Source organism: Proteiniphilum sp. X52, assembly GCF_003712195.1.
Lineage (GTDB): Bacteria > Bacteroidota > Bacteroidia > Bacteroidales > Dysgonomonadaceae > Proteiniphilum.
The window spans coordinates 156,387-173,246 of sequence record NZ_RDSD01000001.1 but is presented as its reverse complement, the minus strand read 5'-3'; the positions used below and the strand labels follow the sequence as shown (position 1 = coordinate 173,246).

General features: G+C 47.1%; 6 protein-coding genes. 5 read left to right on the top strand and 1 reads right to left on the bottom strand.

Going from position 1 to position 16,860, the window contains the following annotated elements:
• Nucleotides 1–115 precede the first annotated feature (115 nt).
• Nucleotides 116–2,770, top strand: a complete 2,655-nt coding sequence (locus D7D25_RS00525) for a DUF5686 family protein (protein ID WP_122967024.1) — start codon at nucleotides 116–118, stop codon at nucleotides 2,768–2,770.
• Nucleotides 2,771–2,862: 92 nt separating this feature from the next.
• On the opposite strand, the gene D7D25_RS00520 is transcribed toward D7D25_RS00525, so the two are convergent.
• Complete coding sequence (locus D7D25_RS00520; protein ID WP_255417115.1) at nucleotides 2,863–6,936, bottom strand: hybrid sensor histidine kinase/response regulator transcription factor; 4,074 nt, start codon at nucleotides 6,934–6,936, stop codon at nucleotides 2,863–2,865.
• Between the two features lie 385 nt (nucleotides 6,937–7,321).
• Here D7D25_RS00520 and D7D25_RS00515 point away from each other — a divergent pair, with 385 nt between their 5' ends.
• The 4 genes from D7D25_RS00515 to D7D25_RS00500 are packed head-to-tail and all read left to right on the top strand — an operon-like array spanning nucleotide 7,322 to nucleotide 16,804.
• Nucleotides 7,322–10,018, top strand: a complete 2,697-nt coding sequence (locus tag D7D25_RS00515) for an alpha-L-rhamnosidase (RefSeq protein WP_122967023.1) — start codon at nucleotides 7,322–7,324, stop codon at nucleotides 10,016–10,018.
• Complete coding sequence (locus D7D25_RS00510; protein ID WP_255417114.1) at nucleotides 10,015–11,895, top strand: hypothetical protein; 1,881 nt, start codon at nucleotides 10,015–10,017, stop codon at nucleotides 11,893–11,895. The genes D7D25_RS00515 and D7D25_RS00510 overlap by 4 nt, the downstream gene beginning before the upstream one ends.
• A gap of 46 nt (nucleotides 11,896–11,941) precedes the next feature.
• Nucleotides 11,942–14,998, top strand: coding sequence for a TonB-dependent receptor (locus tag D7D25_RS00505; RefSeq protein ID WP_255417113.1), 3,057 nt, complete (start codon nucleotides 11,942–11,944; stop codon nucleotides 14,996–14,998).
• A gap of 30 nt (nucleotides 14,999–15,028) precedes the next feature.
• A complete protein-coding gene (locus D7D25_RS00500; RefSeq protein WP_122967022.1) occupies nucleotides 15,029–16,804 on the top strand; it encodes a RagB/SusD family nutrient uptake outer membrane protein in 1,776 nt (591 codons plus the stop codon).
• Nucleotides 16,805–16,860 lie beyond the last annotated feature (56 nt).

Sequence of the window (16,860 nt, the reverse complement as noted above, 5' to 3'; positions counted from 1 at the left end):
TTAACTTCAATTACACATCATCCCACAAGAAAATCCCCTGTAATTGTTGGATATTTGTTGAATGGAAATATGTAACTTTACCGCCACAATATTCATTTAACAATTGACATCAGCAATGAAGCAATATCTGCTCCTCACGTTGGGTTGCGTTATCATAACCTCAAACCTGCAGGCACAACAACTCAAAGGCATTATTGTCAATAAAAAAGGGGAACCTGTTCCAAACTCCACCGTCTATATCCATGACATTGCCAAAGGAATTGCAGCCGATAACCTCGGCGAATTTCAAACCGCCCTGGGGCCGGGCTCCTATACGTGTGAATTTCGTTCCCTCGGATACGAGAGTGTCAAGAAAGACATAATAATGGGAAACCAAAACCAGACTATCCGTGTGGAACTTCAGGAAAAATCTTATCTGCTGAAGGAGGTGGTGGTCTACGCTACCGCGAGCAATGAAGATCCGGCCTACCGTATCATGCGCAAAGCGATCGCCCATGCCCCTTATTACCGTTACCAGATAAAGGAATATACCTCGGAGGCCTATATAAAAGGAAGCCTGACTGTCGATAAGATCCCGGGGATCTTCAAACGCGCCATGAAAGTAAACGGTAGTGACTTCGACATCAACGCCATCATAGGGAAGCCGCTGGTAATGGAATCGAAAAGCAATATCCGGTTCACATCTCCTGACACTTACCAACAAAATGTGACCGCACTGAAAAGCTCCATTCCCAAAGAATTCAATGTGGACAAGGGATTGAGCATCATGACCTCAAGCATTTACAACGCTGAACTCAACGGGAAAATCTCGCCGCTCGCCCCCGGGGCATTCAGGTTTTATGCCTTCAAATTGGAGAATGTGGATTACCGGCCCGAGCATATCATCAACAAGATCAAGGTAACTCCCAGAAAGAAAAACCCCAACCTCTTCTCGGGTCATATCTACATCCTGGAAGATACATGGAACATATATATTGCCGACCTGGTCGCAAGTGAGCTGGGCACTACCTTGCATTACCGCATCAACTACCATCAGGTGCAGCCTTCGGTCTACCTGCCCACCACCTATGATGTGACTATGACTATCAATACGATGGGTGTAAAAGGATCAGGGAAATACTACGCGTCTATGAAATACAACTCGGTACAGGCAGATAAAACCCCGGATCCTGCCGCCATCAATGAAACAGCATTGCCGGATGAATCCGAAGAACAGAAAATACCGCCAGAAAAACAAAAAATATCGGATGAATTGGACAAGTTGGCCCACAAGGAAGACCTCTCCACCAAAGAGGCTTATAAGATGTCAAGACTGATGAGCCGGATGAGGGAACCGGAAGAGGTGAAAAAACAACGGGAATCGCTCGAGATAAAAGATATTGAAAAGGTAAAGATGAACGTGGACACGCTGGCATGGAAGAGAGATTCGACCTACTGGGCGGCTATCCGCGAACTACCGCTTCGGGAAGATGAACGGAGAAGTTATCAGACAAGGGATTCACTCTCGGGCGGCGACACGGTTTCCGAAACCGCCGGCGACAGGAATGAAGTGGTACTATCGATTGACGAAAATCCGAAAACCGTGTTCGGTAAAATCACACAGGGAGGCGTATGGAAAATGAACCGGGATCTTTCACTCCGTTACGGCGGATTAACGGGTGGATTGAGGGAATACAATTTCACCGACGGACTTTGGCTTGGACAAACCCTTTCCTTGAATTGGGCCATCGATAAGAACCGGAATTTCTCGGTTTCCCCGTCGCTCTACTACGCCACAGCGCGAAAAGAATGGTTATGGCATTTCTCCACTTCGTTGATCTATGCACCTATGTCACTCGGACAGTTTCAAGCCTCCGCGGGACATATCTCCCGTGACCTGAACAGTGAGAACGGCGAGTCGAGACTGATGAACACCCTTGCAGCCATCGACCTGGGACAGAATTTCATCCGCTTTTACGACAGCCGCCACATCAAAGCCGATCATCACATCGATATTGCCAACGGATTGCATCTGTATGGCGGCGCGGAAATAGATAAACGGTCGGCACTGCGTAACCGAACCTCGTTTAATTTTATCGGCAAAGATGTTCCTGAAAATATTCCCGCCCACGCCACTTTATATCCCAATCACACAGCCACAAATATCACGGTGGAACTCTCCTATACCCCACGCTACCGCTACCGCGTGAGAGAAGGCCGAAAATGGTATGTCTCCACCAAATATCCCACTTTCTCCGTTTTATACAAAAAAGGAGTCGATCTTTTTCCTGATAACGCGGCTCCGTTATATGAGCGGATTTCCGCATCGATCTCTCAAACCATCAAAGTCTCCCCTTTCGAAGAGATCGATTACCTGTTTTCGGGTGGCACCTTCTTATCGTCCGACAGGTTATATCTGAATGATCTCAAATATTTCAGGAATAACCAAATGCTCTTCACCGCGTCCGATTTTAACCGGAGTTTCAATCTGTTGGAACCGTATACCGCTTCGGGGGAATGGTGGATGGAAGGGCACCTGAATTATCAGTCACAGTACCTCTTTCTGAAAAACCTGCCTTTCCTGCAACGTTTTTCCTTTGATGAAGCTCTTCATATACACGGATTATCCACCGAAAACAGGAGATTCTACCTGGAGGGCGGTTATTCCATAGGGTTCCTCGGCTTGGGCAGAGCAGGCATTTTCACCGGTTTTACCGAGAAGAAATTCGATCGTTTCGGAGTAAGGTTAAGTTATCCGCTATGGAATCTTATGGAAAAACCGATTAAATAACTTTCGATTGGTGCATGACTTCGCCACTTTTCAACCATGCGCGAGTTTTTCAACACGAGGGCAAATAGGCAACCACAAACGGGGTTTTCAAGTTAAAAGTCACTCTTGCCGCTCTGATACTCCTTGGGGGTCGTCCCAAAATGCTTTTTGAACGATTTTGAAAAATAGGAATAAGATCGGAAGCCCGTTTGTTCCGCCACTTCAACCAGTGAAACCGTACCGCTTAATATTTTTTCTGCCGCGGACTTTAACCGATAATTTTTTAGAAAATCATTGGGTGAAATGTGCGTCAGCCCTTTTATTTTTCGGAAAAAAACAGTGCGGCTAAACCCGAGTTCCCTGGCAATATAGTCTATATTTAAATCGGGATCGGACATTTCTTCTTCCAAAAGGCAAGTTAGCCTGTCCATAAAAACCTGGTCATGTTTGTTCAAGGTTACCGGAATATGATCGGGTTCTTTTTGCTGAGGGGTGGAAAAATAGAGGCGCAATATCTCCTTATTCTTCAAAAGATTAGCAATGGTCAATAAAAGATAATCGGGATGAAACGGCTTGCAGATATATGCGCTCGCACCCTGTTCAAGCCCGGCTAACTGCTCAGGCATGGATGTTTTCGCAGTGAGCAACACAATCGGAATATGACAGTATTCCGGACTTTTTTTAACACGCGAACATAATTCATAACCCGAAATCCCCGGCATAAGCACATCACTTAATACCAAATCGGGAGATTCACTTTGAACCAGTTCCCAACCCTGCTGGCCATCACTGGCCTCCAACACATGGTATTGTTCTGAAAGCAGGCTCGAAATGAAATCCATCAACTCTATATTGTCTTCGACAATTAAAACGGAACAATCCCTCTTTTGATCCGTTTCAATTCTTTCCCGTTTCAGCGTCGACTGCACCCTGGGCATATCCTCGGTGAAAATACCCTTTTGAACAGCGGCTTTCTCTTCATCCGAATAAACATCTTTTGCAGGGAGAACGAATGAAAATTCCATTCCTTTTTCGGGTTTGAGACGGGCGCGAATTTTTCCCCTATGGCTCTCAACGAGCGTTTTGGTATAATGCAGGCCGATACCACTTCCACTGTAATCATGGTGAAGCCCCGAAGAGCCGTTGATCTGACGGTATCGGATAAATAACTCCTGGAGTTTATCTTCGGGAATTCCCGGACCTGTATCGGAAACCGTAACCTCCAAAAACAAGCTGCAATCGATATGGTTGTTTTCGCCATAACGTTCAATGCATTCTTCCCTCTCCAGCATACGTGTGAAAATCTCTATCGTGCCGCTCCGGGGTGTGTGCTTGATGGCGTTCGAAAGCAGATTATACATGGCTTTTTCGATCTTATCGGTGTCGATCCATATCGTTTCACAGGGGATATGCGGATCAAACCTTAATTTTACCCCTTTTCTTTCTGCCAAATAAAGAAATGACTCGTAAATGCAGTGGAGTTCGTGGATAAGGTCTGCCTGTTGAACGCTCAGCTTTAAAGCCCCGTTTTCAATTTTAATAAAATCCAGCAGTTGATTTGTCAGCTGCAACATCCGTTGAACATTCCGGTAAACGGTGTCCAGTAATTTTAAATCGTGATCTTCTAATCTAACGGTAGTATAAAGTTTTTCCAAAGGAGCGGAGATAAGTGTCAGCGGGGTGCGGAACTCATGAGAAATATTTGTGAAAAAGTTGATTTTCATTTTTGAGACTTCCTTTTCCCGCATCCGTTCATTGTGCTCCATCTCGATCAATTGCCTGTTTATCTTCGTGTTATACCAGAACCGAAGTACCGTGAAAATCATGACCAAGCACAAAACGGTATAACCGGCCCATGCCTGCCAGGAAAACCATGGAGCGGGTCTTACGGTAATTTTCAAGCTTGCCGGAGAGACGCTCTCGACCCCATCGCCGTTGATTGCCGTGACGTAAAACATGTATTTCCCCGGGGGGATATTCGAATAAGTGGCCCTGCGAAAACTGCCCACCTCATTCCATTGCCTGTCGAAACCCTCCAACATATACTTGTAGGTGAGTTTAGCGGGGGCTGAGAAATCTATCCCCGCGTAATCTAATGAAATGGTTGTTTGCTTATGGGTGAGAACAATCTCTGTAGTATGGGAGACGTTTTTGCTCAGGACCGATCCCTGGAGTGCGGGTTGAACGCTTTGGTTAAATATTTTCAGGTCCTCAATATTGATCAGGGGTGGATTCTGATTAGGGACAATGGACGAGGGATTGAAAAAAGTAAGCCCATGGTTGCCGGCGAAGAATATTCGCCCGTCGGAACTCTTGCACCCTGCCTTTTCATGGTATTGATCACCTAAAGTGCCGTCATTTTTAAAAAAGCCGGAAAAAACGGCACCGTCCTCTGTGAACTTTAACCGGGATATTCCATGCGACGTGCTCATCCAAATATCGCGGTGTAAGTCTTCCTGAAAGCAGAGCACATTGTTGCTCTGCAATCCGTTATCTTTCGAAAAATGGCCATACGCGCCGTCAAGATACCAGGCGGCCCCGTTCCCGTAGCTCCCCATCCAAATGCGGTGTTGCGAGTCTTCAAACAAAGTCACGCTGGTACTTGTCACCGGGTTTATATCCTTCGGGAAATCAATCCGTTGAGGAACCGGATCCCCGTTTCGGATCGCGAAAACACCTTCCCCAAACACCGTGAACAAGATATCGCCCGAACGTAGAATACAAATATCGGGGACATTGGATGAACGGACCTTATCAATCGTCACCTGACTGTCACTGACCGTTGTTTTGTACAAGCCATCCCAGGTACCCAGCCAGATATTTTCAGCTTGGTCTTCCTTTACAACCCGTACATTCTCTATGTTCAAACGCTTGATAATGGCAATGCGCCCCTCCCGTGTTAGACGGGCAACGATCAATTGCGTTTCAAAAGCAATCCATATACGTTGTTGCGAGTCAATAAAAATCACTTCCAGAAATTCATTTTTATCCGGAAACAAACTCCGATTCTCATACCCGACCAGTCCCCCCGATGGGCTGTACCTGTATAATCCGTCATAACGGGTTGCTATCCAAAAATGATGATCATTGTCCTCAATGACACGGGTAACGAACTTTCCCCTGAATTGGTTACTCAAGACATGGTCAACGTTAAAACAATCCGACTGCTTGTTACCCATTACAAAACCTTTATCGTAGGTCCCTATCCAGGCGCCCCCCTGTTGGTCAATGTAGCAGGTATGGAGTTGTGCGGAATAAAATGGGTTAAACCGTGCCGGCACGTTTTGTTGCAGTTTCTTAGACAAGAGATCATAGTAGAAAAAACCTTCTGTGGTGGTACCAATCAACAGTTTTAACGGTTCCACCTCCTTGATGAAGTTTATTTGTGTCCGGTTTAATTTCGTGTTTTCGGGTATGGCCGGGAAGCCGGGATCTCTAAAAGTATGGGAAGCCGGATCGAACAGGACAACTCCCGCGTTTGTTCCCAGCCACCATATCCCTTGGGGATCGCAGTACATGCACGTCACACTTCTGCTCCCCGGCACCGAATAATACTCCCAAGACCGGTTGTCTTTCCGAACAGCCAATCCTTGCCGTTCACTTAATCCCATCCACAGCCGATGGGAATCGTCCTCCCAAAACAGATTCACCAACTGAGGTTCCCACGGGAAAGACACGGTTTGCATCTCCCTGTCAACCCTGCCCGGTCCTAACGGCGTCGCCACCCAGATTTGACTGTTGTGGTCCTCAAAAAAAGAATACACGGGCGTCACACTACCCGAGTAATGGGTAAACCGATTTGTCTCGAAATTGAAAGTACTCACCCCGTTAGCGGTGCCTACCCAGAAAGTGTGCGAGGAGTCTATCAATAAGGAAAAAACAAAATCATTTCCCAGAGAAGTGCTGTCGGACGGGATATGCAAAAAATGCCGATATTCATACCCATTGTATTTGTTTAATCCATCCAAGGTGGCTATCCACATGTATCCCAACGAGTCTTGAGCGAAGGCATTTACATCCAAGAACGATATATCCGGCGAAAAGGCAGCATGTTGCCCCATTTGGACCGTTTGCCTCTGGGCCGGAAGATCAAAAATGGCCACAACGGATGAATAGAAGACCACAGTCACAATCAATATTGTCTTCCTAAGATGCATTATTTTACCGATCAATTGAAACCCATTCATAAGGCCAATGAATTTTTCAAACGTTAAAGTACAACTTATTTTTTTGACCAAAGAACAGTTTATACAATAAAAAAACAAAAATTACAAGAAGGGATGAAAATAAACCAGAATGTACAAAAAAACGACCAGCTTTTACAACGCCCGGAGCTTTTTTCAACGCTATATTTGCACCATACCATTTAGTTTCAACGATGCCTAAGAAACTTTTTATACAATTTTATACAATACCCGTCTCAATCGGACAGCAACGATCTATTTTTTTAAACATCAGAACGAATCATATGAAACCGACTTGTTTAAAATAATCATTACACACCCGAAGGGAATGAATATTTTGAACATCAAAGGTTCCATACACCGACAAGAAAAAAAATAAAATAGTCATATGAAAACAAAAAAAAGTTGTTTTGTCTTGTCTTTATTGCTCCTTGCCCTGAACCTCTGCGGTCTAGAGGGCAAGGAAAAGTTCCAACAGGTAAAGGTTACAGACCTGAAATCGGAGTACCAAACAGATCCGACAGGCATAGACCTGGCTCCACAATTCAGTTGGCGGCTGGAATCCGATCAAAGAGGAATACTGCAAACGTCATACCGGATCATCGTGTCTTCGTCGTTAGAAAAGCTCCACTCCAATCACGGCGACATCTGGGACAGTGGTCAGGTAAACTCTGCCGCATCTGTCGGTATTTCTTTTAACGGAGGGAACCTGGTTAGCCGCAAGCGCTACTATTGGAAGGTAAAGGTATGGCAAGACACATATACCCCGTCAGCATGGTCCGAACCCGCTTCATTCGAGATGGGTTTGCTGGATAAGGAAGACTGGAAATCAAATTGGATAGGGTATGCTCCCGGTATGCCCGGCAGGGTCTTGTACTTCAAAGGCACGTTCGTACCTCCAAAACCTATCAAACAAGCCAGGGCATATATCGCGGGCGTAGGATACAGCGAACTGTTCATCAACCGTAAAAAGGTGGGTGATCACGTCCTTGATCCGGCCCAAAGCAATTACAGCAAAAGAGTCTATTATGTGACGTACGACATCACCGACCACCTGCTGCCCCAACTCAACAGCATCGTTATTCCCGTGGCGCCCGGATGGCTGGGAACGGCAAGATTGAGGGCTCAGGTTGAAATAGACTATCAGGACAATTCCACGGAAATCCTCACATCCGACAGGTTTCGATCCGTAACCACCGGCCCGATAATGTATGCAAGCATATACGACGGTGAACAGTACGATGCCCGGTTGGATATTTCACCAATACACGAGCCGGGAATTCCCCAAGGACTGATGAATGCGCATTGGGCGTGGGCTCACAATACCGACGATCCCGTGGGAGAGATGGTGGCACAAAAAATTGATCCCATACGAATCGTAGAGCAAATAACCCCAACCCTGTTCAAGGAACCTTCGCCCGGCGTGTATGTGTTTGACGCCGGCCGGAATCTGGCCGGATGGGCCGCCATTAAAGTGAAAGGAGAAGCCGGCACCAAAATTATCCTCCGATTCGCCGAAACAGTCTACGACAATGGCTTTGTCAACCAAGAGAACCTAAGGAATGCCAAAGCTGAAGACAGTTACATCCTATGTGGAACAGGCGAAGAAACATGGGAACCCTCATTTACCTACCACGGCTTCAGGTTTGTTCAGGTGGAAGGGTTTCCTTACCCCCCTAAACCCGAAGATGTGATCATCAAAGTGGTTCGTTCGGATGTTAAAAGAACGGGATCATTCCACTGCAGCAATCCCCTCCTGAACGATATCCACCGGATGGTGGTAAATACGGAAGCAGCCAACCTGCACAGTGTACCAACCGATTGTCCCCAGCGGGATGAACGCATGGGATGGCTCAACGATCTAACTGTCAGGATAGAACAGGCAATCTATAATTTCGACTTTTCGCGATTCTATCCCAAATTCATGGATGATGTTCACGACACACAAGACAAAAAAGGCACTATCACGTGCGTTGCCCCTTTCCTGTTTGGCGCCAGGCCTGCCGATCCCGTTTCAGCAAGCTATTTGCTCCTGGCTCAGAAATGTTACGAGTTTTACGGGAATAAACGCATCATTTCTGACCACTTTGAAGGAATGAAAGCATGGGTTGATTATTTGTACTCGAGAACAAGCAACGGCATTGTTGACTACAGCTACTACGGCGACTGGTGCCCCCCACGCGATTTTCTCATGGATGCGAACGGATCGGGTGTGTCAAGGGACACTCCCGGACAATTGATGTCGACAGGTTATTTGTATTACTGTGCCCTTCTGTTGGCTGAGATGGCGGAAGTAATTGATCGGGAGAACGACGCCATCCATTACAAGCGATTATCCCAAGAGATATACACGGCATTTAACCGTGAATACTGGAACGAGGAAGCAGGGGGGTATGCCTCCAACAATCAGGCAAGCAACTCCTTTGCCCTTTATTTGGGCCTCGCGGATGAAAATAAAGCTCCCCGTGTGTTATCCAATTTGGTCAACGATGTCAAGAAGCGGGATTACCACCTTACCACGGGGAACCTCTGCACCAAATACTTACTGGAGGTTTTGACCGAAAACGGATATGCGGAGGTTGCCTACAAAATTGTCACACAAACCACCTACCCCAGCTGGGGATTCATGCTGGCAAACGGAGCCACCACGCTGTGGGAACGTTGGGAATACCTCACTGGCGATGCCATGAACTCCCACAACCACCCCATGATGGGGTCCGTGGGGTCATGGTTTTACAAATACGTGCTGGGAATTGTCCCCAACACCAGTTATCCTGGATTTGAACAGTTTACGATCAAACCATACCTCATGAAAGAGCTGACATTTGCCGAAGGTGAATTGGATACCGTGAAAGGTCCAATCCGGGTTTCGTATCGAAAGCAATGCAACCGGTTTGTCATGGAGGTGACTATACCTGCCAATTCCACGGCGTTGCTGTATATTCCGGCACGGAACGCGAAGAGCGTTACCGAAAACGGGAAGAGTATATCTTCAATAAATGAAATTTCACTTATGGCGGAAGAAAACGGGAACGTTGTTCTGAAAGTGGGTTCGGGAGATTATCAATTTAACAGTAAAATATGATGAGAAGATTCGGTGCTTTTATTACTTGTTGGCTGATACTCTGGATTTGCATCTGTATGGGGTGTGCAAACCCGCGCCCCATATTACCAGCTGAAATCGGAGGAAAAGAAGTGGAGCCGGAGGAGGAAAAAGAGATCGCCAAAGACCCCTTACCCGGCAAGTACCACAACTTCAACCTTGTTGGGGTCGATCACTTCGGACGTAGTTTCGACGTGATTTCAGACTTAAAAAACGACAGGCAAGTCGGTATATTCTACTGGCCATGGATTGGACAGCCGTATGCATCGGGAATATATGATGCCTCCAAGATTCTGGCACTGCCCAACGGGCTAAAGCTTCTGACCGATTTTAACCACCACGATCCGGATATCAGCCCGAATGGACAAGCCCACTACTGGGGTGAACCTTTGTGGGGATACTACAATTCGGAAGATGAGTGGGTGATTAGAAAACAAATGCAGATGCTGACCATGGCCGGTATTGATTTTATTTTTTTCGACACGACCAACGCCCTCATTTATGCCAACGTGTGCTTAAAAGTATGCGCGGTAATCGACGAGATGCTGAAAGAGGGATGGAACGCTCCCAAAGTCGCATTCTATACCCACTCGCTTTCTTTCCAAACCGTCAGGGCGCTTTACAAAGAACTATACAAGCCCCACCGGTTCCCCGACACGTGGTACAGGGTGGACGGAAAACCCTTGATTATCGCATATACCAAGGCGGAAGATGATTTAAGGGAGGCTGCGTCGCGAAACGATACCGGCTACAAGCCGGGAATCTTGTCAGACGAAATCCTGAGTTTCTTCCATTTCATGAAACCTCAATGGCCTTCTGACCCGGTTTATCCCGGCGGATTCCCATGGGTGGAGTGGATCTTTCCACAGCCCTTACATACGGGGTCGGGAGTGATGAATGTCACTGTGGCAAGTCATCCAGGAGTACCTATGTCCTTTTCTTTAACCCGGTCGGACTGGGTCAACTGGGGGCGTGGATGGAATCCATCCACCCGGCTAAACGTAGCCTCGGATGTGGAGAGGGGTGCATTTTTCCAATCACAATGGGATCATGCCATTGCCATGGATCCACCGATGATTTCCGTAGGCGGGTGGAACGAATGGATCGCGTATAAACAACCCTACCAGGGGGAATACATGTTGTGTGACGCAGTAGACATGGAGTATTCGCGCGATATCGAACCTATGACCGGCGGTTATCAAGACGCTTTCTATTTGCAGCTAATCACTAACATCCGCCGTTACAAGGGGGTAAAAGAAAACCAACCCAAGCCGAATACCCCTAAAAAAATGGACATTCAGGGCAGCTTGACACAGTGGAACGACGTGAAATATATCGTACGAAATACCGATCATAAATTTATGGCAAGAGATGCCTTTGGCGGTTCAAATACGGTACGCTATTCTCAGGCGGCACCCGTCAACAAGTTATTTGAAATCAGGGTTATTCACGACAACGACCACCTATATTTATACCTGAAAGGGAAAGGCAGTTTCAATGACTACGATGGAAACGACAATTGGATGAATATTTTCGTGGGTACCGGCAACCCTTCCCTGAAAGGCTGGGAAGGCTATGAGTATGTTATCGGAAGGAAGATCGAGGACAATGAGGTTACCATTGAAAAATTGGAAGACGGGTTCAAAACATCACTTGTTGCGAAGGGGAAGTTTTCCAAAGCCGGCGATGTGATTCAACTCTCTATTCCCCGATCCGCTGTCGGGCTGGACAATAGCCTTGAGTTTTATTTTAAAGCAGCCATGGGAGTAACCCATTCCATGGAGATAATGGATTACTACAAGTCGGGGAGTGTGATGCCGATGGGGAGATTGAGCTATATGTATCACATGGATCGGTAATCAGCATGAAGGAAAGAGGTGTTTTTACAAATTATATTTTATGATCATGAAAACAAAGATGTATCTGTTTTTGGCTGTGTTGGCGTTGTCGTGTAATTTCAGCATACACGCCAAACAAAATCAGCAACTTACTGTATCGGGTACGGTCGTGAACAACCAGAATGAACCTTTGCCCGGTGTGACCATTCAGATAGAAAGATCAGGCCAAGGTACCATCACAGATACCGATGGTAAATATTCTATCGTTGCGACCAGTGATGATGCCGTTTTGGTTTTCTCTTTTCTGGGCTATCAGGCCCAGAAAGTAACCGTCGGAAATCAACGCGTTATAGATGTTGTTTTGGAAGAATCCCTCACTGAGTTGGAAGAGATGGTCGTGGTGGGCTATGGACAGCAGAAAAAAGAGAGCGTGGTTGCCGCGCTTTCCACCATATCTGCAGTGGGATTAAGGCAAACACCCGCCTCTAACCTCGGGATCGCATTGGCTGGCCGTTTGCCGGGGTTGACCGTATTGCAGCGTTCCGGGGTGCCGGGAGGGGAAGCAATGGATTTTTTCATCCGGGGAAGAAGCACAATCAACGGACAGGCACCTTTAACATTGGTGGATGGAGTTGAAAGGGATTTCCAGGCCCTTGATCCCCGGGAGGTGGAAACAATTACGGTATTGAAGGACGCCTCCGCCACGGCGGTATACGGTGTGCGAGGGGCCAATGGCGTCATTATTGTCACCACACGACGGGGCAAAGCAGGGAAACCGGTCATTGATGTCACAACTGAACAATCGTGGCAGGCCCCCACCCGCCTCCCCCGTATGGTCTCTTCTTACGATTATGCATTGTTAAGAAATCAGGTGGAATTACAAAATAACAGACCTCCTATCTATGATGATTACACCTTGGAACGCTACCGGCTAGGGGACAACCCCGAGTTATATCCCGTGCGGGACTTCGTGGGAGAATTCATCAGAGACTATTCCCCCATGCAACGGGTAAACGTGAACGTGAGCGGCGGAGCAGAGAAGATGCGTTACTTTACGACCGTTGGCTACCTGTATCAGGAAGGAATCTTCAAAACCGAAAAGTTCGCCGACTATGATTATGACCCTAAATCAAAAGCCAACAGGGTGAACTTCCGATCAAATTTTGATATTGACTTGACCGATAACTTAAAAATGTTCCTCAACGTGAGCGGATACATGCAGAAAAAAAATGATCCGGTGGTCGTTCCCAATAATGCCGGGTACTTGAATGACGTGAATGCCTACTCCGTCGTTATCGGTTCCCTGTTGCAAACACCAAGCAATTACCATAACGACCTTACCCCCGACGGAGAGGTACTGACAAATTCCCTTAAGGGAGGAAATATCGAAAACGTACCTTACGGCATGTTGAACAGAACGGGATTCAGGAACACACAAACCAACCAGGTAACCGCCACATTGGGCGTGGAGCAGAGTTTGGGTTTTATCACGCCAGGCCTGTCGGCCAAGGTGGTGGTTTCCTACGACGCATTCTCCAGCAATCAGCAAGTAAGGCAGCGAACTTTTCAGCTTTACGAGGCGGTCAAAGATCCCCTTGCCCCCGATTCGGTCAGCTACCAGCCCACAGGGACAAACTCCAACAGCACCTTGTCGGATGCCCAATACCAAACCTTCAATAACCTCTTCAACGTGGATGCGTCCATTCACTACGCGCGCACCTTCGACAAACACGATGTGACAGCGATGATTCTCCTGAACCGTTACCAACGGGTAGTCAATATCGAGTTACCCTATAATTACATCGGACTTGTAGGCCGGGCCACCTATAGTTACGACCGGCGCTATCTTGGGGAAGTGAATTTCGGATACAACGGTTCGGAACAGTTTGCCCCGGGACACAAGATGGGCTTCTTCCCCTCCTTCTCGTTGGGATGGGTGCTGTCAGAAGAAAACTTCATGAGCAATACCGGCCATTGGCTCTCTTTCGCCAAACTACGCGCCTCTTACGGCCAGGTGGGAAATGACAACATGAACGGTGCCAGGTTTGCCTTCCTCACCTTATGGAGCGGAAGCCACGAATCGCAGATTGGAAACAACGAACTCGTGTGGGAAAAAGCCAACAAATACAACGTCGGGCTTGAAACCCGGTTTTTTAATAATTTCAGTCTTGATGCCGACATATTTTACGAGAAGCGAAACAACATTCTGATTCCCGCTACGGGATTAATACCAACCGGGGTATTTGGAACCGGCGGGGTACACGTTTCGGGAATTATTCCTAAAATTAATGCCGGCGTAATCGAGAACAAGGGTTTTGAACTGACAGGAAGTTATCAGAAATCATTTGCCAGGGAAACCCGCTTGGATATCAAGGCTAACGCAGCCTTTAACAGGAACAAAGTGGTTTACCTGAGTGAAGTGCTGCTACCGGAAGATTATGCTTATCGCCTACGCAGCACCGGATATCGACTGGGGCAAAGTTTCGGATATGAAACCGCCGGGTTCTTCAACACCGAACAGGATTTGGTGGACTGGTATGACCAATCGGGCGTGGGCGCTTCTCCCAAACTGGGGGATCTGAAATATAAAGACCAGAACGGCGACGGCGTGATTGATGAAAAAGATATGGTTCCAATCGGGAATCCAGAGGTGCCGGAATGGACATTTGGCACCGGAATCACCTTTCAACACAAGAATTTTGATTTCAGCATGATGTGGCAGGGTGCCGCCGCCAGAAGTTATTTCCTGACCGGCCAGAAAATATGGGAAACGTATAACTTTAACGAGTGGCATAAGGAAGCTTGGAGTCAGGAGCGATACCAGAGCGGGAAAAGGATTACTTACCCCCGTTTGGAACCCGGTAGTAACGCCAGCAAATTGCAAGCCGATTTCTGGCAAGTAAACGGAGACTATATCCGGTTGAAGAACATTGAACTGGGCTACTCGTTGCCGTCGAGGGCGGCCAACGCCATCGGCGCCTCGTCTGTCCGTTTGTATGTGAATGGCTTAAACCTGCTAACTTTTGATCATTATCCGGTGAAGTACCAGGATCCGGAACAGAACCATGAACTCTTTTATCCCGTGTTCAAAACCTATAACGTGGGATTAAATATTTCATTTTAGTTAACGTCATCCTTATAACATTTGAATACAATGAAAAGAATAGTTTGTTTATTTATAGCAATAGGGCTGATATTCCAATATGGATGTGAAGACGTTCTCGATAAAACTCCCGATGGACAGATCACCATCAACGAGATACTCAACAACTACCAACGCAGCAAAGGCCTTATCGATGAGACGTATGGGGAGATTTATCTTGCCAGGGATCAGATTTCTTTCGTATTTAATCCCATAGAAACATTAACCGACAATGCTTTTTGGGCCGCCACCTATAACGCGTATGAATGGCACAATGGCTCCTTGTCCTTGAGCAATCCTGTTATTAACTGGGCATGGCACGGGAACCCGGAGCAATTATGGCCCGATTTCTGGAGAGGGATCCGTTTTGCGAATAATGCCCTCAAGTACCTACCGCTGTCAACGGCTATCACCGAACAGGAACGAGACACTTGGATGGCGGAAGCACGCATCCTGCGTTGTTGGTTTTACATGAACCTGCTGGAATTTTATGGGCCGCTGCCTTGGATCGAGGAGCCCTTTGAAGCGACTTACAAAGATTGGCACATGCTCACGCGACCGGCCTATGACGAGATAGCCAGCAAGATATCCGATGAGTTGATGGATGTGATTAAATCAGGTATCCTTCCAAACAGGCAAACAGCGAGCGAGGCAAGGCATGTGGATAACGGCGTCGCATATGCTATCCGGGCGCGTGTCCTGCTCAATAACGCAAGTATACTCAATAACCCCGCAAAAGATCGTGACAAATGGCAACGTGCCGCCGATGCCGCGCAGGATGTCATAAACATGTCTGAATACAGCCTCGTTCCGATGGAAAAATACAAAGAACTCTTTGTAGGAGCTTTTGCAACACCTGTTCCGGAAATTATCTGGCGATCCTGGAGTGACAACTCGCATATTAACAATACCAACGGAGTAGATGTGGGCACATACCCCCATGCTTCCATCTCACATATCTGGAATTGCGGGGAGTCTCCCACACAGGAACTGGTTGACTGTTTTGAAATGACGAACGGAGCTTTGCCGGTAACCTATAACGACGCGACGCGAACCAGGATCACAGTCACGCCCGAAGCCTCCGAACTGGGGTATAGTGAGGAGCCGGGGGGAGATCCTTATTCCAACAGAGACGCCCGTTTCTACGTAAATATACTCTATAACATGGCCGACTATGGCGTGCCCTATAACTGCACGGAACCGTTTATCATTGAAACATTTGTCGGGGGTCGAAACGGATTCAATGATGTCATCTCGCAGGAAACACAACGTTCTTGCACCGGGTATTACAGCCGCAAAGACAAACAAGTTAAGTTCTGGGGACCGGGAAACAGCAGAGGAGGCGAACCCACGCACTGGGTATTCTTCCGTTTGGCCGAATTCTATCTTAACCGCGCGGAAGCATTGTGCGAATTAGGCGATCTGGATGGAGCAATGACCATGCTGAATATCATCAGGGAAAGGGCGTTGCAACCAAGAATTGAAAAGGTTCCCGGCTTTCAAAAAAACTACGATTTCATAATGCAGCGTATCCGTAACGAGCGGCGCGTTGAATTTTGCCTGGAAGGATGGAGGTTTCATGACCAACGCAGGTGGAAAATTCTTAACGAAACAAATCGTTTTGTAACTGGAATGAGAATAACCAAGGATGACGACGGGAAATTCCATTATGAACGCAGGAAAATACGGGACTATGCATCGTATACCGACAAATACCTGGTGCTGCCGATACCGTTGGAAGACGCTAAGAAATTAGCGGGAATGACTCAGCCTGAAGCATGGCGATAATTCATATGGATGAACTGTTATCCATTAAGCATAATCAATATGAAACCCACAAGAAA

Bases quoted from the DNA above. Each gene is read 5' to 3' on its own strand.
- D7D25_RS00505 (WP_255417113.1), top strand. From the start codon at position 11,942: ATGAAAACAAAGATGTATCTGTTTTTGGCTGTGTTGGCGTTGTCGTGT.
- D7D25_RS00515 (WP_122967023.1), top strand. From the start codon at position 7,322: ATGAAAACAAAAAAAAGTTGTTTTGTCTTGTCTTTATTGCTCCTTGCC.
- D7D25_RS00510 (WP_255417114.1), top strand. From the start codon at position 10,015: ATGATGAGAAGATTCGGTGCTTTTATTACTTGTTGGCTGATACTCTGG.
- D7D25_RS00500 (WP_122967022.1), top strand. From the start codon at position 15,029: ATGAAAAGAATAGTTTGTTTATTTATAGCAATAGGGCTGATATTCCAA.
- D7D25_RS00520 (WP_255417115.1), bottom strand. From the start codon at position 6,936: ATGAATGGGTTTCAATTGATCGGTAAAATAATGCATCTTAGGAAGACA.
- D7D25_RS00525 (WP_122967024.1), top strand. From the start codon at position 116: ATGAAGCAATATCTGCTCCTCACGTTGGGTTGCGTTATCATAACCTCA.